14 protein-coding genes and 1 tRNA gene are annotated in these 20,907 nt (G+C 61.7%); 1 reads left to right on the forward strand and 14 read right to left on the reverse strand.

Annotation, left to right across the window (positions count from 1 at the left end; genetic code table 11):
- Positions 1-21: 21 nt before the first annotated feature.
- From PMI38_RS04345 to PMI38_RS04385, 10 genes are all read right to left on the reverse strand, one after another.
- The gene (locus tag PMI38_RS04345) at positions 22-1,845 is read right to left on the reverse strand and encodes a S9 family peptidase (protein WP_008091147.1); all 1,824 of its coding nucleotides are present in this window, start codon (positions 1,843-1,845) and stop codon (positions 22-24) included.
- Positions 1,811-2,959: a pyrroloquinoline quinone biosynthesis protein PqqE gene (pqqE, locus tag PMI38_RS04350; protein ID WP_008091148.1), complete on the reverse strand. Its 1,149-nt coding sequence runs from the start codon at positions 2,957-2,959 to the stop codon at positions 1,811-1,813. Before pqqE ends, PMI38_RS04345 begins: the two co-directional genes overlap by 35 nt.
- Positions 2,931-3,206, reverse strand: a complete 276-nt coding sequence (pqqD, locus tag PMI38_RS04355; protein ID WP_008091150.1) for a pyrroloquinoline quinone biosynthesis peptide chaperone PqqD — start codon at positions 3,204-3,206, stop codon at positions 2,931-2,933. Before pqqD ends, pqqE begins: the two co-directional genes overlap by 29 nt.
- Entirely contained in the window at positions 3,203-3,958 is a 756-nt protein-coding gene (gene pqqC / locus PMI38_RS04360) for a pyrroloquinoline-quinone synthase PqqC (RefSeq protein ID WP_008091151.1), read from the reverse strand. Before pqqC ends, pqqD begins: the two co-directional genes overlap by 4 nt.
- A gap of 109 nt (positions 3,959-4,067) precedes the next feature.
- Positions 4,068-4,979 (reverse strand): pyrroloquinoline quinone biosynthesis protein PqqB, encoded by a 912-nt coding sequence (pqqB, locus tag PMI38_RS04365; RefSeq protein ID WP_008091153.1) that lies wholly within the window; start codon positions 4,977-4,979, stop codon positions 4,068-4,070.
- An 80-nt stretch (positions 4,980-5,059) separates the two neighbouring features.
- Positions 5,060-5,131, reverse strand: coding sequence for a pyrroloquinoline quinone precursor peptide PqqA (gene pqqA / locus PMI38_RS26390; RefSeq protein WP_003243383.1), 72 nt, complete (start codon positions 5,129-5,131; stop codon positions 5,060-5,062).
- Positions 5,132-5,289: 158 nt separating this feature from the next.
- Positions 5,290-7,578 carry a pyrroloquinoline quinone biosynthesis protein PqqF gene (gene pqqF, locus PMI38_RS04370; protein ID WP_008091155.1) on the reverse strand — a complete coding sequence of 763 codons (2,289 nt, stop codon included), beginning with the start codon at positions 7,576-7,578 and terminating at the stop codon, positions 5,290-5,292.
- 270 nt (positions 7,579-7,848) lie between these two features.
- Positions 7,849-8,643, reverse strand: coding sequence for a carbon-nitrogen hydrolase family protein (locus PMI38_RS04375; protein WP_008091157.1), 795 nt, complete (start codon positions 8,641-8,643; stop codon positions 7,849-7,851).
- Positions 8,644-8,657: 14 nt separating this feature from the next.
- Positions 8,658-10,340, reverse strand: a complete 1,683-nt coding sequence (locus PMI38_RS04380) for a flavin monoamine oxidase family protein (protein WP_008091159.1) — start codon at positions 10,338-10,340, stop codon at positions 8,658-8,660.
- Between the two features lie 179 nt (positions 10,341-10,519).
- Positions 10,520-10,981, reverse strand: coding sequence for an Lrp/AsnC family transcriptional regulator (locus PMI38_RS04385; RefSeq protein ID WP_008091161.1), 462 nt, complete (start codon positions 10,979-10,981; stop codon positions 10,520-10,522).
- Positions 10,982-11,131: 150 nt separating this feature from the next.
- Here PMI38_RS04385 and PMI38_RS04390 point away from each other — a divergent pair, with 150 nt between their 5' ends.
- Positions 11,132-11,650 (forward strand): serine acetyltransferase, encoded by a 519-nt coding sequence (locus PMI38_RS04390; protein ID WP_043273035.1) that lies wholly within the window; start codon positions 11,132-11,134, stop codon positions 11,648-11,650.
- A gap of 60 nt (positions 11,651-11,710) precedes the next feature.
- Here the strand turns inward: PMI38_RS04390 and PMI38_RS04395 are convergent, their stop codons facing one another.
- The 4 genes from PMI38_RS04395 to rpoD all read right to left on the reverse strand — a co-directional run bounded on the left by PMI38_RS04395 (position 11,711) and on the right by rpoD (position 20,840).
- Positions 11,711-14,593, reverse strand: a complete 2,883-nt coding sequence (locus tag PMI38_RS04395; RefSeq protein ID WP_008091165.1) for an Eco57I restriction-modification methylase domain-containing protein — start codon at positions 14,591-14,593, stop codon at positions 11,711-11,713.
- Between the two features lie 435 nt (positions 14,594-15,028).
- Positions 15,029-15,105 (reverse strand) — tRNA-Ile (locus PMI38_RS04400).
- Between the two features lie 16 nt (positions 15,106-15,121).
- Positions 15,122-18,865 carry a bifunctional diguanylate cyclase/phosphodiesterase gene (locus PMI38_RS04405; protein WP_008091166.1) on the reverse strand — a complete coding sequence of 1,248 codons (3,744 nt, stop codon included), beginning with the start codon at positions 18,863-18,865 and terminating at the stop codon, positions 15,122-15,124.
- A 124-nt stretch (positions 18,866-18,989) separates the two neighbouring features.
- On the reverse strand, positions 18,990-20,840 hold the full coding sequence (rpoD, locus tag PMI38_RS04410) for an RNA polymerase sigma factor RpoD (RefSeq protein WP_008091168.1): 1,851 nt from the start codon (positions 20,838-20,840) through the stop codon (positions 18,990-18,992).
- Between the last annotated feature and the right edge of the window lie 67 nt (positions 20,841-20,907).

Below are 20,907 nucleotides of genomic sequence, written 5' to 3' on the forward strand. Positions count from 1 at the left end.
CGGCTTGCCGGCGATTGGCCGTTACTGTCCCAACACCCGGCAATAGAACTTCCACTCTTCCTCCAGCGCATGCGCCAGGTTCTCGGCCTTGCGCAAGCCATGCCGCTCCCCCGCATAGAAGTGCCCTTCGGCCTCGATGCCGTTGGCCCGCAATGCCTCCAGCATCGAACGTGTCTGCTCCGGCACTACCACGGCATCCAGCTCGCCCTGGAAGAAGATCACCGGCACCTTGATCTGCGCTGCATGCAACAGCGGAGTGCGCTGGCGATAACGCTCGGCATCGTGCTGCGGATCGCCGATCAGCCAGTCCAGGTAATCGCCTTCGAACTTGTGCGTGGCGTGGCCCAGGGCAATGGGATCGCTGACGCCGTACAAGCTGGCACCTGCACGGAACACATCCTGGAAAGCCAGGGCACACAGGGTGGTGTAACCGCCTGCGCTGCCGCCGCGAATGAAGGCCTTGTGCCGATCGATCAAGCCTTGCGCGGCCAGGTGCTCGACGGCAGCGCAGGCATCCTGCACATCGCTTTCGCCCCAGCGCAGGTGCAGTGCCTGGCGATACGCACGGCCATAGCCGGTGCTGCCGCGGTAGTTCAGGTCGGCAACCGCAAAGCCCCGCTGGGTCCAATACTGAATGCGGGGGTCGAGTACTGGGTAGCAGGCGGAAGTCGGACCGCCGTGGATGAACACCACCAGCGGCGCTGGGCCCTGCGCGCGAGCTGGCGGGTAGAAGAATCCATGGGCAATTTCGCCGCCGCTGTCGTAGTGGATCGGCTTGGGCAGGCTGATGCAGGCTGCCGGTAAAACGTCGGCGCCGCCTGCCAGGATGCGCACCTCGTGGCTGGCGCGCTCGATGGCGATGACGGCGGGCGGGCTGATGGGCGATGCGGCGATGGCGTAGAGGTGTTCGCCATCCATGGCCAGGCTGCGAAAGCGGGTATAGGCGCTGGCGTAGCGTTGCATCCGGCCATCGGCGGTACGCATCCCCAACTGGCCAAAGCCGTCTTCGAACCAGCTGGCCAGGTAGGTCTGCGGTCCCAGTGCCAGCCAAGTGCAGGTGCCAAGCTGCCAGGGCGCGGCGGCGTGGTCCGCAGGCTCTGCAGGCAAGGCTTGCCAGTGACCGTCGATTTCACCCCACGGCTGCCAGAAACCATTGCGATCGGACAGGCAGTACAGTCGGCCTGCAGCGTCGAAGCGCGGTTGCTGCAGGGATTCGTCAGCCGCTGCAATGCAGCGCGCCTGTCCCCAGTTGCCTTCGGTATCACGTGCTCGGCACATCAGCCGCGTGACCGTCCAGGGCTGCGCCGGGCGGTCCCACTCGATCCAGGCCAGGCGTTGGCCATCGCCGCTCAAGGTGGGCGAGGCATAGAAGTCGGCGCCCTCGGCAAGTACCTCCAAGGTGCACTCGTCGAAGGCGACCAGACGGTGCTGGACCGACTGCCCATGGCGCTCTTGCACGGCCAGCACCTTGCCGCCGTGCCACTGCACATCGCCGAAGCGGCTGGCGCTATCGCCTGTCAGTGCGCGGGGGGCGCCGCCTTCCAGTGGCTGGGTATAGACCTGCTGGTCCTGTTCGTTGACGAACAGCAGCCCGTCGCCACCCAGGCAGAAACTGCCGCCGCCGTATTCGTAGACCCGGCTGCGCACACTGAAGCCGTCTGGCGTCAGGCAACTGGCCTGTTGCCCGTGCCAGCGCCAGACCCGGCAGGCACCGTCGGCCGGGCGAAACTCGTTCCAGAACAGCCCTTGGTCACTGACCTTGAGCTCGGCGAAGTCGGTGCCGGCGGCGACGGCCTGAGCGGCGCTGAATTCAGCCGCGGGCGATGACACGGGAGTTGCGTTCATTGCGGAAGGTCATCTGTTCAATGGCGAGCTCGGCGGTTTGCGCCTCCTCGCGGGCCTTGAGGATGATGCCGTGGTCGGCCGACTTGGCACACACCGGGTCGGCCTTGCTGGCATCGCCGGTGAGCATGAAGGCCTGGCAACGGCAGCCGCCGAAGTCCTTTTCCTTCTCGTCGCACGAGCGGCAGGGCTCGGGCATCCAGTCATAGCCACGGAAACGGTTGAAGCCGAACGAGTCGTACCAGATGTGCCGCAGGTCGTGGTCGCGCACGTTGGGGAACTGCACCGGCAACTGCCGGGCGCCGTGACAGGGCAGGGCGGTACCGTCCGGGGTGATGGTCAGGAACAGGCTGCCCCAGCCATTCATGCAGGCCTTGGGGCGCTCTTCGTAGTAGTCCGGGGTGACGAAGATCAGCTTGCACGGGTTGTCCTCGGCCTTGAGCTTCGCCCGGTACTCGTTGGTAATGCGCTCGGCGCGCTCGAGTTGCTCACGGGTTGGCAGCAGGCCCAGGCGATTGAGGTGCGCCCAGCCATAGAACTGGCAGGTGGCAAGCTCGACGAAGTCGGCGTCCAGGGCGATGCACAGTTCGATGATGCGGTCGATCTTGTCGATGTTGTGCCGATGGGTGACGAAGTTGAGCACCATCGGGTAGCCGTGGGCCTTCACCGCACGGGCCATCTCCAGTTTCTGTGCAAAGGCTTTCTTCGAGCCGGCCAGCAGGTTGTTCACCTGCTCGTCGCTGGCCTGGAAGCTGATCTGGATATGGTCCAGGCCAGCCTCCTTGAAGGCGGCGATGCGCGCTTCGGTGAGGCCGATGCCCGAGGTGATCAGGTTGGTGTAGTAGCCCAGCCGCCGGGCTTCGGCGATCAGCTCGGCAAGGTCCTGGCGCACCAGCGGTTCGCCGCCGGAAAAGCCGATCTGCGCCGCACCCATTTCGCGCGCCTCGGCCATGACCTTGAACCATTGCGCGGTCGTCAGCTCCTTGCCCTGCTCGGCGAAGTCCAGCGGGTTGGAGCAGTACGGGCACTGCAACGGGCAGCGGTAGGTCAGCTCGGCCAGCAGCCACAGCGGCAGGCCGACCGGCACCTCAGGCGAGGGTGATCCAGTGTTCGGCACGGGCCACCTCCATGAATTGCTCGATGTCGTCGGCGACCTCGGGCACACCAGGGAATTGTTGTTCGAGTTCGGCGATGATCGCCGCCACGTCGCGGTTTCCGTCGATCAGGCCGCCGATCAGGCCGGCGCTGTCGTTGAGCTTGATCATGCCCTCGGGGTACAGCAGCACATGGCCTTTTTGCGCCGGCTCGTACTGGAAACGGTAGCCGGGGCGCCAGTTCGGCACCAGTTTGCGATCAAGACTCATAGGGCGATTCCTTTGTGCCACACCCGTTCCTGGGTGACGGAATGGTAAGGCGGGCGGTTCAGCTCGTAGGCCATGCTCATGGCGTCGAGCATGCTCCAGAGGATATCCAGCTTGAACTGCAGGATTTCCAGCATACGCTCCTGGCCCGCCCGCGTGGTGTAGTGCTGCAGGGTGATCGCCAAGCCGTGTTCCACATCACGCCGGGCCTGGCCCAGGCGGGTGCGGAAGTATTCGTAGCCGGCGGGGTCGATCCACGGGTAATGCTGCGGCCAGCTGTCCAGGCGCGACTGGTGGATCTGCGGGGCGAACAGCTCGGTCAGCGAGCTGCTGGCCGCTTCCTGCCAGCTGGCGCGGCGGGCGAAGTTCACGTAGGCGTCGACGGCGAAGCGCACGCCGGGCAGCACCAGCTCCTGGGAGCGCAGCTGGTCCGGGTCGAGGCCCACGGCCTGGCCCAGGCGCAGCCAGGCTTCGATACCGCCATCCTCGCCTGGCGCGCCGTCGTGGTCGAGCAGGCGCTGGATCCACTCGCGGCGGATTTCGCGGTCCGGGCAGTTGGCCAGGATCGCGGCATCCTTCATCGGGATGTTGACCTGGTAGTAGAAGCGGTTGGCTACCCAGCCCTGGATCTGCTCGCGACTGGCGCGGCCCTCGTACATCGCCACGTGGTACGGGTGGTGAATGTGGTAGTAGGCGCCCTTGGCGCGCAGGGCCTGTTCGAATTCGGCCGGGGACAGTGGCAGTGCGTCGTTCATTCAGCTGGCTCCTGTAGAACAGAAAATGCCTCGCGGGAGCAGGAACCTGTGGGAGCTGCCCAGGCTGGCCTCATCGCTGGCAAGCCAGCTCCCACAGGTACCGCGTGCATTACAACTCGATGCTCATGCCATCGTAGGCGACTTCCACCCCGCGGCGGACCACTTCGGCGCGCTCTGGAGAGTCTTCGTCAAGAATCGGGTTGGTGTTGTTGATGTGGATAAGCACCTTGCGCTGCTGTGCAAAACCGTCCAGCACTTCGAGCATGCCGCCGGGGCCGTTCTGCGCCAGGTGGCCCATTTCGCGGCCAGTGCGGGTGCCGACACCGCGGCGCTGCATTTCGTCGTCTTCCCACAGCGTGCCATCGACCAGCAGGCAATCCGCGCCGTGCATCATCGCCAGCAGCTTGTCATCGACCTGGCCGAGGCCGGGGGCGTAGAACAGCTTGCCGCCGCTGCGCGTGTCCTCGACCAACAGGCCAAGGTTGTCGCCCGGGTGCGGGTCGAAGCGGTGCGGCGAGTAGGGGGGCGCGGCGCTGCGCAGGGGGAAGGGCGTGAACCTCAAGTTGGGGCAGGCCGGGATGACGAAGCTGCCTTCGAGCTCGATGCGGTTCCACTGCAGGCCACCGTTCCAGTGGCTGAGCATGGTGAACAGCGGGAAGCCGGTGCTCAGGTCCTGATGGACCATGTCAGTGCACCAGACCTGGTGCGGGCAGCCTTCGCGCAGGCTGAGCAGGCCCGTGGTGTGGTCGATCTGGCTGTCGAGCAGGACGATGGCGTCGATGCCGGTGTCGCGCAGGGCACGCGCTGGCTGCATGGGCGCGAAGGCCTGGAGCTGGGCGCGGATGTCGGGCGAGGCGTTGCACAAGATCCAGTGCTCGCCGTCGTCGGACAAGGCGATGGATGACTGGGTGCGTGCCGTGGCGCGCAGGGTGCCATCGCGATAGCCCTTGCAGTTGACGCAGTTGCAGTTCCACTGGGGGAAACCACCGCCGGCGGCGGAGCCGAGAATCTGGATGTACATGGCTTGGCTCTTTATCCGAAAAGCATATCTGAAAAACGACGACGCCCCGGCGGGCCGAGGCGTCGAGCCGCAAGCAAGGCTTAGCGGTTGGCGAAGTACATGGTCACTTCGAAGCCGATACGCAGGTCAGTGTATGCAGGTTTGGTCCACATGGGAGACTCCTTCCGAATGGGTTGGGGTGATCAGCTACTTGTTGGGATGCCACCTTGCGCAGGAGGTTCCATTGGCTGGGATTGCGCTATCTTACAAGAAAAATTTGTACCGGAAGGTTAATTCTTCGAAAAGCGCTCTTGCAGCCGATGTAATAATCCTACCGCCAGGGTCCTGCCACCGCAGCTGCATTGGCCAGGCAGAGCCAAGGGGATTGCTCGTCGAGCATCGCATCAAGCAGCGCGTCCAGATCTGTTTGCTGCGTGCTCAGAATAGACGCGCGCAGCGATGCCAGCTCGTCGCCCTGTACCGCGAGGTGCGTCTGCCACAGCCATTGCGCGAGATCGTCGTTGGCCATGGCGGCTGTATCGAATTGCTCGGCCAGTACCTGGCTAGCGCCTGGGTCGAGCGTCACGCCCTGGTGCAGCAAGGCCCACAGATGGTCGATGATTTCACCGTGGCGGGTGTGCGGCGACTGCACACCGAACAGCAGGCCGCCCACGCCCTCGATCTGACGGAAGGTACTGAACACCGCGTAGCCGAGTTGCAGCTCGACCCTTAGACGTTGGTACACCGGCCCCTGCAGCAGCTGGGCCAGCAGACGGCCGCAGGCTTGCTGCCGAGCCGGCAGCGGGCAGAACAGCAGCAGTGCATGTTCGTTGCCGGGGACCTGGGCGTGGTGCCAGCGGTGGCCCTGCCACGCGGGCGGAGCGTCCGGCTTGCCAGCATGGCCAGGGCAGCCTTGCAGCACGGCGCCAAGCGCATCGCGGGCGGTCTGGTCGAAGCCCACGGACAGCCCATGCCAGCGGCTGTGTTGCCATGCGTCTTCGAGTACCTGTTGTCCGAGGGTGCCGGCGGGCGCGGGTTCGTCGGCGGTACCGAGTACGGCATCAGGCAGTCGCTTAAGCAGTGCTCTGATCGGGATCAAGGCAGGCGCCTGATTCACTGGCGTGAGCCAACTGCCGGGTGAAGGTACGCGCAAGCTTGCCAGCGCCAGTTCTACAGCCCGTATCACCGCAGCCGGATGCCCCGCGCAGCGCAATTGCCAGTACTCGCCTGCGGCGCTGAATTGCAGCTGCAATGAAGCTCGCTCACAGCGCTGCTGTAGAGGGCGCAGGGCGCGTTCCAGCGCGGCGTGCAGAGGCAGGCGCAGGGCTGAAGGTATATGCCAGCGCAAATAAAGCGCTGCGTATTGGCGCGCCGCAGGCAGTTGGTCGCAGAACGTAACGGCTGCGGGCAGAGGGTTCGCCTTGGCAGCAGGCAATGCGTCCAGCAGCAGCGGATCGATGGCAGGCAGTTGCCATTGCCCCTGTTCGCGGCATGGCAACTGTGCGAGTAGTGATTGCAGCGCGTGCAAGGCCTGGCTATCCAGCGCCGTGAACGGTTGGCCTGCACTGTCTCGGCGGGCCAGCTCAAGCGGACTGGCGCTGCGTTCGCGGCGCTGCTGCAAGAGCCTGAACTCGGCATTGAGCTGCGCCGGGTCAAGCTGGCGAAGGAACCCGAACCAGCCGTGCAGCAAGGCCCAGGCTTCATCGGCGCTGGCGTCTGGAGTCAGCTGCAAGTCGATGTGCCAGAGCACTTGCCCGGCGTAGGCGTACAGCATTTGCGCCTTGAACCCTTGCAGCCAGCCTCGCTGCCGAAGTGCGTCGAGCCAGCCGCCCGGCCTGTTGTCGCTCAGGCAGGCAAGTAACAATTCCAGTGCCTGTTCGGCGCCATTGGGCAGGTTGTCATGGGCAAAGAGCTGTGTGTGGGGTTTTGCCGATAAAGCGGGCGGTGGCAACTGCGCTACAGGCTCTCCAGGCGCGAACAGGCTGGCGGCTTGCCGGCCAAGCTGTTCAAGCGCGTCCAGCGTTTGCGGGCCGCAGAGGCTCAAGGTGATTTGCCCACCTCGATAGAAGCGTTCATGGAAACCCGCGAGGGCCCGCTGAAAGGCAGGATCCTGCAAGGCCAGCGTGTAGCGATTGCCGGCATGAAAGCCACGCAGTGGATGGTTTGCACCCACCGATTGCAACAACGCGAACTGCTGCTGGGCCTGCGGGTTGCGCGACCAGGCGATGAATTCGGCGTGGATCACTTCCCGCTCGCGGCGCTGGCGATCGATGGCCAGGTCGGGTTCGGCAAGCATCTGGCACAAGCGCTGCAGTCCACCGTCCAGGGCGGCGGGCGGCACTTCGAAGAAGAAGTCGGTGGTGCGCTCGCGGGTGCTGGCGTTGACCTGGCCACCCAGGGCCTGGACGTAGCGCATCAGGCCATCGGCCAGGGGAAAGCGAGGCGTGCCAAGGAAGAACAGGTGTTCGAGGAAATGGGCCAGGCCAGGCCATTTGGGCGGCGCATCGTGGCTGCCGGCATGCACCCGCAATGCCGCCGCCGCGCGCGTGAGGTGCGGGGCGTGGCGCAGGGCCAGACGCAGGCCGTTGGCGAGGGTGAGATGGCGGGTGGCGTCAGGCATGGGAACTCCGGGGCAGGTGTTCATGCTAACCCATTTGTACTGGCAGGCCCGGCCTCATCGCCGGCAAGCCGGCTCCCACAAAGTCAGCGGTGAGCTTATGCCTGTGGGAGCGGGCTTGTCCCGCGAACATGGGCGTAGCCCGTGCCAGACTACTCCGGTGTCTGGGCAGGCCTCTTCGCGGGGCCAGCCCGCTCCCACAGGAGAGCAGAGCAGCGCGCTTTTTGTGGGAGCCGGCTTTTTGTGGGAGCCGGCTTGCCGGCGATAGGGCCGTCAGACGTTATGCCAATGCAGCTCCTGACGCAGATCCGTCAGGTAGGGAAACGCTTCGCGCCCCTGTACCACCCGCTCATGCTCCAGTTCCGCCAGCAACTGGCACTCATCGCGCCCGGCCATCGCCAGCAGGCTGCCATCCGGCCCGATGATGCTGCTCTGCCCGCAGTACTGGATCTCGCCTTCCGCCCCGCAGTAGTTGGCATACACCAGGTAGCACTGGTTCTCCTGCGCCCGCGAGCGCACGGTCACCTGGCAGACGAAATCGTAGGGCGTCATGTTCGCCGTCGGCACCAGAATCAGCTCGGCGCCCGCCAGCGCCAGGCGCCTGGCATTCTCCGGGAACTCGATGTCGTAGCAGATCAACAGCCCGACCTTCCAGCCTTCCAGTTCGACGACCGGGAAGTGGTCGGCGCCGGCGCTGAACATCGAGCGGTCCAGCTCACCGAACAGGTGCGTCTTGCGGTAATTGCACAGGCTGCGGCCATGGGCATCGATCAATTGCACGCTGTTGTAGAAGGCGCCATCCTCGGCGCGCTCCGGGTAGCCATAGACGATGGCGATGCGGTGAGCCTGGGCGATCTCCACCACGTCCATGGCCGAAGGGCCATCCTCGGCCTCGGCCAGACGCTCGACCTGCTCCAGGCCGATGTTGTAGCCGCTCAGGAACATTTCCGGGCACACCAGCAACTGCGCGCCGCGCTCGGCCGCCCGTTGCGCCTGGTGGCGCAGCCGTTGCAGGTTGCCGGGCACGTCCAGCGGGTTGGGTGCGCCCTGGAACAGAGCGATGCGCATGCTGCCTCCTTGTCTCAATCGGCCAGGGCGATAGGCCCGATCTCGTCGAACACATCGCCCGGGCCAGGGTTGTCCGGGTGGGTCTGGCCACCGAAGTGGTTCATGATACCCCACACCGCGTTCAGCGAAGTCTGCACCGCGCCTTCGACCCAGGCCGGGGTCCACGACACATCGTCGCCGGCGATGAACATGCCACGCTGCTCGGCGGGCATGTCCTGTTGCATGAAGTGCGCGTACATGCGCTGGTTGTAACGGTAATGGCCCGGCAGTGCGCCCTTGAAGGCGCCGAGGAAGTGCGGGTCGGCTTCCCAGGAAATGGTGATCGGGTCGCCGATGATATGCCCGGCGATGTCGGTCTTCGGGTAGATCTTCTTCAGTGCATCCAGGGCCAGCTGCACGCGTTTTTCCACCGGGTGCGGCAGCATCTTCAGGGCGTCGCTCATCCACGCGTAGGACAGGCAGATCACCCCCGGTTTGTCGTCACCGTTGTCGAACAGGTAGGTGCCGCGGGTCAGGCGGTCTGTGAGGGTCATGCTCATCAGGTCGCGCCCGGTTTGCGGGTCCTTGTCCTTCCAGAACGGCCGGTCGACCATGACGAACGTCTTCGACGACTGCATGTAGCGGGTACGGTCCAGGGCCATCCACATTTTCTGCGAGAACAGGGATTCCTCGCAGTCGATCTGGGTGGTCAGCAGCCAGCTCTGGCAGGTGGCAAGGACAGCGCCATAGTGGCGGGTGTCGCCCCAGTTGTCGGTGACCGCCAGGCGCCCATCGGCGGCACGGGCGATGCGCTTGACGCCAGTGCGCGGCGCGCCGCCATGCAGCGAACTGAGGCTGGTGCCCTCGGGCCAGTGGCTGCAACGCTCCGGCACATGGCGCCAGATGCCTTGCGGCACCTGTTCGACGCCACCGACGATCAGGTGCTGGTGATCGTCGCAGTTGGTCATCACCACGCGGAAGATTTCCAGCATCGAGTTGGGGAAGTCCGAGTCCCAGCCGCCGGTGCCGAAGCCGACCTGGCCGAAGACCTCGCGGTGCTGGAAGCTGAGCTTGGCGAACGAGCGCGAAGTGGCGACGAAATCGTAGAAAGTGCGGTCGTCCCAGAGCGGCACCAGCTTGTTCCACAGTGCCTTCAGGCGCGTTACGTCGCGGTCGCGGATCGCCTGCTGGATCTCGGCGAACTGGCCACCGCTTTCCAGTGCATCGGCCCAGGCGTCGGCCACTTCGTGGAACAGTTCAGGCAGGTCGCTGGCCTTTTCGGCGTAGTAGGTCTGGCCTTCCAGGTCGATTACCGTGCTGCCCGAAGCAGGGGTCAGCGGGTTGGGGAAGGGCTTGGTCTCCAGACCTAGCTTGTCTACGTAGTGATAGAAAGCGGTGGAGGAGACCGGGAAGCGCATGCCGCCGAGTTCGGCGATGATGCCGTCGGTGCCGTTGAAGGCTTGGGAGCGCAGTCTGCCACCCAACTTCGACGCCTCGTACACCACCGGTTTCAGGCCCAGCTTCATCAGCTCGTAGGCGGCCACCAGGCCCGCTATGCCAGCACCGACAATGGCAACCTCTTCACCGTGGCGCTCGGCGGGAATACTGCCCAGGCCGGCAGGGTGCTCAAGCCAGTCGTCGAAGGCGAAAGGGAAGTCCGGGCCGAAGATGGTGATGGGTTTCTTGCCGTCGGCGGGGTGGCGGTTTTTCTTGTTCATGAAGTGACCTTGCCAGAGCGGCTGCGCGAAGGGCGGAGCCTGAGTATAGGAGATGGCTGGGGGTCATTTTATGGAGTGGGATGTTCGTAATTAAGATGCAGAGTGATGGCTGAATGTAAGTTGTTTCGTCATAACGACGAAGGCTTGATCGAACTTGACGATTCTGCCAGAGAGGCGAGCTAGGCCGGCTGGCCGCGATCGACCTTGCTGCTCAGAATGATCGACGTGGTGGTCTTCTCCACGCCCTCGACACTGCCAATCTGGTCCAGCAGTTGGTCCAGCTGCTCTGGCGTATCGCTGCGCAACCAGGCCACATAGTCGAACTCGCCACTCACCGCGCACAGCTGCTGCACTTGCCCCATGCCACTCAAGCGGCGTACCACTTCCTTGCCGGAACGCGGCTGCACCTTGATCCCGACGTAGGCTTGCAGGCCGCCACCGATCAGGCGCTGGCCCAGGCGCACGCCGTAGCCGGTGATGACCTTGCCTTTTTCCAGGCGCGCCAGGCGCGAGTTGACGGTGGTGCGGGCGATGCCCAGCTGGCGTGCCAGGGTGGCAACGCTCTCGCGGGCGTTGATCTGTAGCAGGGCGATCAACTGGCGGTCGATTTCGTCGAGGGTGATGGGGCGCGAATCCGGCATGGCGAGTCTCTGCAGTGGGCTGGCTAGCCTAGCCAGCCATAGGGGAGCAGGGCAAGGGCGAGTGCATAACGGCCATTTATGCGGCATCATAATGAACCGTTTCAGTGGAGGCCCGGTGTGAAGTTCGCCGACCTGCTCGAATGTTGGAGGATGGAAGTCTCCAACAAGAAAGGGCCCGGACGCCGCATCAGCCTGTTGTTCAATGTTCTGCGACGTGTACGCAAGGACAATAAACTTCGCTATCTCTTCGCTTTCCGCCTGGCGCAGTACCTCGACGCCCGCGGCGGACTGGCCCGGCGCCACGCCCGGCGCATGCAGCAGCGCTTGAACCTGAAGTACGCCGTGGACATCGACATTGGCGCGCAGATCGCACCCGGCCTGCGCATCGCCCACTTGCCCGGCGTGGTGATTACCCGGCACGTGACCATTGGCCGCAATTTCTTCGTCCGCCAGAACTGCTCGATCGGGATCAAGACCCTTGGCCTGGAACACTACGCGCTGCACATAGGCGACAACGTCAGCCTGGGGGCCAACAGCTGCATCATCGCCGATCACATCAGCATCGGGGACAATGTGGTCATCGGCGCCATGTCGCTGGTAACCCGTGACATCCCAGCCAACAGCACGTTCTACAACCCTCGGCAAACCTCGCTGCGCAGCAAAGAGTAGATCTGGGCGGAACATGGAAAAGCCGCGCATTCGCGCGGCTTTGTCATGTGCAAGGCTTCCTTAATCGAGTGCCCCTGACAGTACGACCGCTTTCTCGCTGTCGGTCAGGCCATAGGCATTGAAGACGGCGTCATCCAGGGATGTCTCAAGCCGTTCAATGTCCGCGAGAAGCAGGTTTCGCTCCTGCTCAAGCTTCGATTCCTTGAATCTGGCGCGCTTGGAAGTAATCTTTTCATAGACAGAGATGATCGGTGAAGTCGATTCCGGAATGGGGAAATCGGCAAGATTCTTTTTCGTGTACCAAGGGTGCAGACGATCATAGATCGCATATTTTGTGCGGATGTACCACGCGCCAAACGTACTCCCTGCCAGGCCGGCAAGCAGCTTCAGATCGTCTGCCGAACTGTTTTTGGAAATAGCGATATACAGTGCCTGATCTACAGCAGCAGGCTCTTCGATAATGGCGCACGATAGCCTTCTGCCCAGCGTCTTCCTGAGAACGACTTTGGGCGCTCTCATGAACCGCTCTGGACGCGGCTCGGCCAGCCAATCGCCGTATGAAATGAAGCTTCCGCTGTAGCAATAATCAAAAAAACCGACATCCCGACCGCGAATTTCAGGCAGGTAGGTGTCGTTAAGTTTTTCTTCGGAATGATAAGAGCGTTTATCTTTATCAGCTTTTGTTTGGGGACCGTCTTGATAGGCGGATTTTCCATAACCGTCTGTGCGGTAAGCGTGCAGGCCGCGGTTGATATCATACCGCTCGCTGGCGGGAGAGAACGTGTCCACCTTGGCTATGATTTTCTCGTCCGCTTCGGTGTACCGGGGGTCAATGATGCCTCGCGCGATGACCTTCGAGGTATCAAGTACAGCGTAGTCAGTGAATACGCCGGGTGCCGATGATCGAACGACTGAAATTGAATTGCTCTGGGTCGGAGAGCCGATGAAGATTGTGTTCTCGATGCTGGCTGACTTGAAGACCAGATAGTCGAAGAACACCAGCGTGTTGACGCCGTTGACTTCAACCATGAGCTTGCGAAGGTTGCTAAAGTTCGAGGAGTTTAGCCACGAGTCTGGGACGATGTAAGAGATGACACCGTTATCTTTGACAAGCGTGTAGGATTTCTCGATAAAGTACTGATAGAAGTCGGTTTGATATTGAGAGTATTTATAGTGTTCTGAAAAGTATTTCTTGTTCTCGCCGGCAGACGAGTAAAGGTACGGCGGGTTTCCGATTAGAATATCGAATTTCCCTTTGAATCCTTTGAAGAACTCCCTGTCCCAGTTGAACGTGTTGACTGACAGTCGTTCGTCCAGTGACAAGCTGTCGGCGTCGAACAGCTCGTAGAAGTCGTCACCGATAAGAGAATTTCCGCACTTTATGTTTTTCCCGAGGTCGGGAAGTACGCGCATTTTGAAAAGATCCATCTGGCTGGAAACGACGTCGCCGTTCTCACCTTCAAGCACCTTCAGCAGGAGAGACAGCTTGGTGACCTCCACTGCCTGTGGGTCAATGTCCACGCCAAAGATATGACTGGTCAGGATGCGTCTTTTTTCCGCAATGGTGAGGCGCCACTCACCGCCCGCCGCATAGTAGAGTTTAGGATCCCTGCCTTTGGCGTGTTTTTCTGCGTTTTCTTCTACATATTTCGTGCAGTACCAATTCAACAGGTACTGGTAGGCGACGATGAGAAAGGAGCCAGAGCCACACGCAGGGTCGATGATCCGTAAGGGCGCGGAATCCTTGACTCTCGCATCATTGCCAGACACCTGGTTGGGGGTGCGACCGCTTACCCATTTTCCAATGGTGTTTTCGACGATGAACTCGGCAATGTACGAGGGGGTGTAATAGACCCCGCCGGCCTTTTTGACTTCCGGTTTTTCCGTGATCGTAATGGCGTTCTTGCTATGGCTTATTACCTTGCCAAGGAATTGCTCATACACTTGCCCAAGGATGTCCGCAGACAAAACGCTGAACACATAAGGGCTGTCGGGGTAGTAAAGTCCTTTGATGATTTCATGCAGGACTTTGTCATCAATCTTCAGGTCAAGCGTGAAGTTATCGAGTGTTTCCTGGGATCCGTCTGCTTCATCAAAGTGAAAGAGGCCAGAGTTGTAACGAGCGTCCGCTTTGCGAAAAAGCTCACAGAGCGCGGCGTAGATGTTCTTGGTGCCCTTGAGATTTCCGAGGGTTCCGTAAGGCTCGATGCCGCGGTCTTCAGCGATCCGCAGGAAGACGATTCGATCTATCGTTCGCTGGACGGCGGTATTGAGCTCTCGAATGCTGAGCGTCTTGTTCCTCAGAAAGATGTTTTTGGCCAAGGCTTCTCGCCATGACTCGATATCATCCAGGAACGCATCATCGACCTGTGCCGTGCCTCTTTTCTTGCGGGCGTCGTTGGAGAATTTATCGAAAGACCCTCTGAGAACGGACTCTTTGGACAGGATGGAATAGATCTCGTCCCAGTGCTCTACGTAGTCTTTGAAGTGGTAGATCTTGACGCGTGCCTTGCTTGCCTTGTCCGAGGGCTCCGGCTTGATGCGGCAATCGTAAATGGCAAGGTCTTCAAAGTTGGACAGTACCGATAGAGAAAGCTTGGCGCTCCAACCGTAACGCCTGAGCTGGTAGGCTGAGGGTATGTCGTCTGTGACCGGGACTGCAGGCTTCTTCGCTTCGAGAAAGAATTTTCTCGCGCCTCCAATTCTAAACGAGTAATCGGGGGCCTTGGTTCTTCCGCCTATTTTTACCGCGTCTTCATGAACGACATCCTTGTAAAGCTCGGCGTACTCGTTCTTGTTGCTGACATCCCAACCCAGAAGCTCGAACAGCGGATTGATGAACTGGATTCTTGCCTGTGTTTCATTGAATTTGCCTGAGCGGTATTCCGTTCTGTTTTCTTCATACAGTGAAACCAGTTCTCTCAGCTTTTCGGGTACGGCCATGTCAGGTTTCTTCCTTAACGCGTTGGCGGTCCTCGGTTGCTTTTGTTCCCGAGGTCGCCTTGATGTGTTCGAGATAGACTCAGCTACTTCAGGAATGATGGGCAGGTGCTCTTAAGGCGACTGCCAGCGCTGCACCATTATTGTCCAGGACACGACCTGATCGAAACTGGATTTCCAGCTTGGCGAGCAAGAGGGGGCTGCGTTTGGGCTGTCGTGCACCCGGCCGGGCGTACAAGTGTGACCTGGCAAATTTTTGCGAGTTTGTCGGACTGGCCTGGGTGTGAGCGTCTGGTACGCGGGGCGCTCAGCGGAGGGGGCGGGAGCAGGGCATCAAGCGCCTGAAGGCGCATGGCCAGGGAGGCAAGCTGCGCTATCGAGCGCTGAATCTGATGAGGCAATCTCGAAACTGCAGCAGCGCTGCAGCTCCTGATTTGATGGTGGGCCCACACGGACTCGAACCGTGGACCAAAGGATTATGAGTCCTCTGCTCTAACCGACTGAGCTATAGGCCCTCAGTAAGCGCCCGGATTATAACGAGGGTTTCGAAAGCGTGCCATCCGAAAGATCGGATAGTGCTATGCGAAGAAAGGTAGCGGCAAATTCCTCCGGCGGCAGCGGCAGGCTGACGATGTACCCCTGGATCTGCTCGCACCCTTCGGCAGCCAGGAACCGTTGCTGCGCCTGGTTTTCCACCCCCTCGGCAATGATGGTCAATTGCATGCTGCGGCCTAGGGCGATGATCGCGCGGGCAATGGCGGCATCGTGTGGATCATCGGGAAGCCCGCGAATGAACGACTTGTCGATCTTGAGGATGTCCAGCGGCAGGCGCTTGAGATAGCTGAGCGACGAGTATCCGGTGCCGAAGTCGTCGATGGCCAACTGCACGCCCAGCTGCTTGAGCTGGTGCAGCACGGCCAGGGCTTCCTCGGCCTGGCTCATGATGAAGTTCTCGGTGATCTCGAGTTGCAGGTCGCCAGCCTTGAGCTGGTAAGTCTTGAGCAACTGCTCGATGCGTTTGGCCAGGCCGCCGTGGCGCAGTTGCGCCCCGGCAAGGTTGATCGACAGCGGACCGAAGGCCTGGTAGTCCATCTTCCAGTGATGTATCTGTCGACAGGCCTGCTCCAGTACCCAATCGCCAATTTGCAGAATGGTGCCGTTTTCTTCGGCGAGATGAATGAAATGCTCTGGCGGCACCTCGCCGAAGGTTGGATGACTCCAGCGGATCAGCGCTTCGGCGCCGACCAGGGCCTGGGTCTTGAGGCTGAGCTTGGGCTGATAGCTCAAGCTCATTTCGTTGCGCTCGATGGCCCGGCGCAATTCGTGCTCCAGGGCAATGCGTTCACTGGCCTGGGCGGTGAGGTCGCGGGTGTAGGCTTCGACGCGGTTGCGGCCTTTGGCCTTGGAGCGGTACATGGCGGCGTCGGCGTTGCGGATCAGCGTGGCGACGTCGGTGCCGTCCTGCGGGTAGAGGCTGATGCCGATGCTGGCGCTGGTGAAGAACTCGTGCTCGCCGGCCTGAAAGGGTGCGCTGAAGCAGGCCAGCAGCTTGTTGGCGATGGCGCTGGCATCGCTGGGCCTGTGCAGGCCAGGCAGCAGGATGATGAACTCGTCGCCGCCCAGGCGGGCCACGGTGTCGACGTCGCGCACCTGCTCCTTGAGGCGCTGCGCGATGCCTTTGAGCAGCAGGTCGCCGACGGGATGACCGAGGCTGTCGTTGATGTGCTTGAAGCGGTCGAGGTCGAGGAACAGCACGGCGCCCTGGCGGTTGGAGGTCTGCGAACAGGTGAGCACGGCCTGCAGGCGGTTCTCGAACAGGGCGCGGTTGGGCAAGCCTGTGAGCGGGTCGTGGTGGGCTTGGTAGTCGAGCTTGGCCTGGGCGTGCTTGAGGCTGGAAATATCGGCGAACACGGCGACGAAGTGAGTGATTGCGCGCTCGTTGTTGCGCACGGCGCTGATGGTCAGCCAGCTAGGGTACAACTCGCCATTCTTGCGTTTGTTGTAGATCTCGCCCTGCCAGTGCCCCTCGGCGGTGAGCTGGTGCCACATGGCGGCATAGAAGGCGCTGTCATGCTGGCCGGAAGAGATTAGACGCGGGGTCTGCCCGAGTGCCTCGATTTCGCTGTAGCCGGTGATTTCGCTGAACGCGCGGTTGACGGCGCTGATGCGCTGGTCGATGTCGGTGATCAGCACGCCTTCGGCCGTGTTTTCGAACACGGTGGCGGCCAGCTGCAACTTCTCTTGCATCAGGTGGCGCTCGGTAATGTCGCGGGCGATGGTCAGCATGCAGTCGACCCCGCCAATCGGAAGCGGCCTTGCGGACAGCTCGCACAGGCGAATCTGCCCGTCGCTACGGCGGATATGGCAGCTGAAATCGCGCACGAAGCCATCGCGGGCCAGTTGGTCGATCATGCGCTTGCGTTCATTGAGGTCGACCCAGATCCCCAGGTCGAAAGATGTCTGGTCGATCGAGGGATTGAGTTCATAGCCGGTCAGGCGGCAGAAGCCTTCGTTGACCTCGACCAGCAGGCCATCGCTCTGACGCGACAGCAACAGGCCGTCGGGAGAGGCATGGAAAGCCTTGGCGAACTTCTCTTCGGAAATTTGCAATTGTTGCTGGGTTTCTTTCAGCTGACTGATGTCACGCACCGCCACGACGAAGGCCAGGGTGCCGTCCAGTTCGAAGGTTTCTGCAGACGTCAGGCCGATGAACAGCTGGCCATTGCTGCGGCGGTAGCTCATTTCCAGATTGCGGATGCCGCCCTGATGCAGGCGCTCGAGCAGATGCGGGCCGGCGCCTCGCTCGCCCCAGAGGTCCAGCTCGGTCGCGGTACGGCCTATGACCTGGCCTGGGCTAAGGCCGATCTGTTCTTCGAAGGCTTCGTTGACCTCCAGCAGGCAGCCGTCGCTATGGCGGGCGATCAGCAGAATATCGGGGCATTGCTGGAACACCGAGGCGAACTTCTGCTCGGACAGGCGCAGGGCGTCCTCGGTGCGCTTGGTTTCGCTGATATCGATCATCAGCCCGCGCATCACCGGCCGGTGGCCGTGTTCGATCATGCTGACGATATTGCGCACCCAAAGGGCCTGGCCGTCGGCGCCAATCACCCGGTAATCGAGGCTGTGGTCGCGCCCGGCAGCCGTTTCGCTTTCGCAGAAGGCCTGGGCCCACAGCGCGTCCTCGGGGTGCAGGATGCTGCGCCAGAAGCCGGCTTTGAGCCAATCGTGCAAGGGATAGCCGAGCAAGTCTTCGGCATGGGGCGACACGTAGCTGTAGGTGAAATCGTTGGCGTCGGCTTCCCAGGCGATCGCCGACAGGCTCTCGATCAGGCCCCGGTAGTGGTATTCGCTGCTGCGCAGCTCCTGTTCCAGCGCGATGCGCCGGGAAATCTCCGAGCTGAGCCGGCGGTTGATGCGGATAACCACGGCCAGGATGGCCACCAGCAGCAGGACGGCGGGCAGGCCGTACATCAGCACGTCGCGCCAGAAGCTGCGCTGGTCTACCACGTTGCCGACCCAGCGTTGCTGGATCTGGTTGATTTCGTCGCTGGACATGTCGGCCATGACCTTGTCGAGGATGCCGACCAATATCTTCTTGTCGCGCGGTGCGGCCATGGCCAATTGGTAGCGATAGGGTGTTTCACCACTGACGTACAGGCCGTCGAGCTTGAGCTGGCGCAGGCTCCAGATGCTCGAAGCGAGGTCGCCGACTACCGCATCCACTTCGTCGGTGGCCAGTGCCTGCAGGGTCGAACTGACATTGGGCATGGCCACGAGGTTGAGGTCGGGGTGATGGGTGCGCAGCAGCTCGTGGGGGGCGTAGTTTTCCACCACGGCGATCTTCAGGCCGTAAAGGTCCTTCAGGGTGCGTGGTTGCGGGCCGCCATCATGGGCCAGGATGACGATCGGGAAGTCCAGGTAGGGGCGGGTAAAGGCCAGGTAGCCTTGGCGCTCCGGCGTGGACATGATGCCGGGCAACAGGTCGATGCGGTTTTCCCGCGCCTGCTGGAGTACCTCGGTCCAGCTGCTGGGCTCGACCGGCTTGAGCGATACACTCAGGCGTTCCTGGAGCAAGGCGATGTAATCGGCGGCCAATCCCTGGTACCGGCCCTCCTGGTCACGAAACTCGAATGGTGGCCATGAGGCGTCGACGCCCAGCTTCAGCTGCGGGTGGGCAGCAAGCCAGGTTTTTTCCTCGTCTGTCAGGGTCAGGGCGCCGGCCGTTGTGTTCCACAGGATCAGGAGCAGCAACAGAATGGCCGGCATCGGCGGCATATCGGCCTCGCATTCAGGTGGTCTGAAGTCGAGTGTAGACGGGCATTTGGCCCGGTGGGTAGCGAGTGGCCACGACGAGCCTTTATCCCAAAAGAAAAACCCCGGCCTGGGCCGGGGTTCGTCATCACTCGTCGAGGAAGGAGCGCAGATGCTCGCTGCGAGTCGGGTGGCGCAACTTGCGCAACGCCTTCGCTTCGATCTGACGGATCCGCTCACGGGTCACGTCAAACTGCTTGCCCACCTCTTCGAGGGTGTGGTCGGTGTTCATGTCGATACCGAAACGCATGCGCAGCACTTTGGCTTCACGTGCGGTCAGGCCCGAGAGCACGTCGCGGGTCGCTTCCTTGAGGCTTTCGACCGTGGCCACGTCGATCGGGGACTGCATGGTCGAGTCCTCGATGAAGTCGCCCAGGTGCGAATCTTCGTCGTCACCGATCGGTGTTTCCATGGAGATCGGCTCTTTGGCGATCTTCAATACCTTGCGGATCTTGTCCTCAGGCATTTCCATGCGCTCACCGAGCTCTTCCGGGGTCGGTTCACGGCCCATTTCCTGCAGCATCTGGCGGGAAATTCGGTTGAGCTTGTTGATCGTCTCGATCATGTGCACCGGGATACGGATGGTGCGCGCCTGGTCGGCGATCGAGCGGGTGATCGCCTGGCGAATCCACCAGGTGGCGTAGGTCGAGAACTTGTAGCCGCGACGGTATTCGAACTTGTCCACCGCCTTCATCAGGCCGATGTTGCCTTCCTGGATCAGGTCGAGGAACTGCAGGCCGCGGTTGGTGTACTTCTTGGCGATGGAGATCACCAGACGCAGGTTCGCCTCGACCATTTCCTTCTTGGCGCGGCGGGCTTTCGCCTCACCGATGGACATGCGACGGTTGATTTCCTTGATCTCGGCGACAGTCAGGCCGGTCTCGGTCTCGAGGTCGATCAGCTTCTGCTGGCAAGCAACGATGGCGGCGTCCTTTTCACCCAGGGCGGCAGCCCACTTGGTGTTGCGCTTGGCCAGGTCACCGCTCCAGGTCTGGTCGGTTTCGTTGCTCGGGAACAGGCGCAGGAAGTCGGCACGCGGCATGCGCGCATCACGGACGCACAGTTGCATGATCGCGCGCTCTTGCTGACGCAGGCGGCTCAAGGCATCACGTACACGCTCTACCAGTACGTCGAACTGCTTGGGCACCAGCTTGATCGGCATGAACAGATCGGCCAGGGCCTGCATGGCACCGATGCTTTCGGCATGGCTGCGGCCATGCTTTTTCAGCACCTTGAGGGTGACAGCGAGCTGATCGGAGACTGCACCGAAACGCTGGGCTGCGACGACTGGGTCCGGACCGCTTTCGGCCTCTTCCTCGTCATCACTGCTTTCTTCGCTTTCTTCTTCGTCGTCGGACTCTTCCTTCGCAGCCGCGGCCTTGGCGCCAGGAATCGGCACCTCTTCGGTCGGGGCGGCGATGTTGTCGTCAGGGTCGATGTAACCGCTGAGAACATCCGACAGACGGCCACCTTCGGTGGTGACGCGGTCATATTCGCCGAGGATATAGTCGACAGTGCCCGGGAAGTGGGCGATGGCACCCATCACCTCGCGAATGCCTTCCTCGATACGCTTGGCGATTTCGATCTCGCCTTCGCGGGTCAGCAGCTCGACGGTACCCATTTCGCGCATGTACATGCGCACCGGGTCGGTCGTGCGGCCGATATCGGTTTCAACTGCCGCCAACGCAGCAGCGGCTTCTTCGGCCGCGGCTTCGTCGGTGTCGGCTTCCGCCAACAGAAGGGCATCCGCATCCGGAGCACTCTCGAATACGTTGATCCCCATGTCGTTGATCATGCGGATGATGTCTTCCACCTGTTCCGGATCTGAAATATCCTCCGGCAGGTGGTCGTTGACCTCCGCGTAAGTCAGGTAGCCCTGCTCACGACCGCGGGTGATCAACTCTTTGATACGAGACTGCTGTTGCGCTTTTCCGGACATAACACCCTATCCACTGAAGGTCTTGGCGGGCAAAAAACAAGCCGAGGATTATACCCGAGCATGGGCC

This window comes from Pseudomonas sp. GM84 (assembly GCF_000282535.1).
In the GTDB taxonomy this organism is placed as follows: Bacteria; Pseudomonadota; Gammaproteobacteria; order Pseudomonadales; family Pseudomonadaceae; genus Aquipseudomonas.

Coding starts and splice junctions, on each gene's coding strand:
- pqqF (WP_008091155.1), bottom strand. CDS start 7,578: ATGCCTGACGCCACCCGCCATCTCACCCTCGCCAACGGCCTGCGTCTG.
- pqqD (WP_008091150.1), bottom strand. CDS start 3,206: ATGAGTCTTGATCGCAAACTGGTGCCGAACTGGCGCCCCGGCTACCGT.
- PMI38_RS04395 (WP_008091165.1), bottom strand. CDS start 14,593: ATGGCCGTACCCGAAAAGCTGAGAGAACTGGTTTCACTGTATGAAGAA.
- pqqB (WP_008091153.1), bottom strand. CDS start 4,979: ATGTACATCCAGATTCTCGGCTCCGCCGCCGGCGGTGGTTTCCCCCAG.
- pqqC (WP_008091151.1), bottom strand. CDS start 3,958: ATGAACGACGCACTGCCACTGTCCCCGGCCGAATTCGAACAGGCCCTG.
- PMI38_RS04380 (WP_008091159.1), bottom strand. CDS start 10,340: ATGAACAAGAAAAACCGCCACCCCGCCGACGGCAAGAAACCCATCACC.
- PMI38_RS04385 (WP_008091161.1), bottom strand. CDS start 10,981: ATGCCGGATTCGCGCCCCATCACCCTCGACGAAATCGACCGCCAGTTG.
- PMI38_RS04390 (WP_043273035.1), top strand. CDS start 11,132: ATGGAAGTCTCCAACAAGAAAGGGCCCGGACGCCGCATCAGCCTGTTG.
- PMI38_RS04375 (WP_008091157.1), bottom strand. CDS start 8,643: ATGCGCATCGCTCTGTTCCAGGGCGCACCCAACCCGCTGGACGTGCCC.
- rpoD (WP_008091168.1), bottom strand. CDS start 20,840: ATGTCCGGAAAAGCGCAACAGCAGTCTCGTATCAAAGAGTTGATCACC.
- PMI38_RS04405 (WP_008091166.1), bottom strand. CDS start 18,865: ATGCCGCCGATGCCGGCCATTCTGTTGCTGCTCCTGATCCTGTGGAAC.
- PMI38_RS04345 (WP_008091147.1), bottom strand. CDS start 1,845: ATGAACGCAACTCCCGTGTCATCGCCCGCGGCTGAATTCAGCGCCGCT.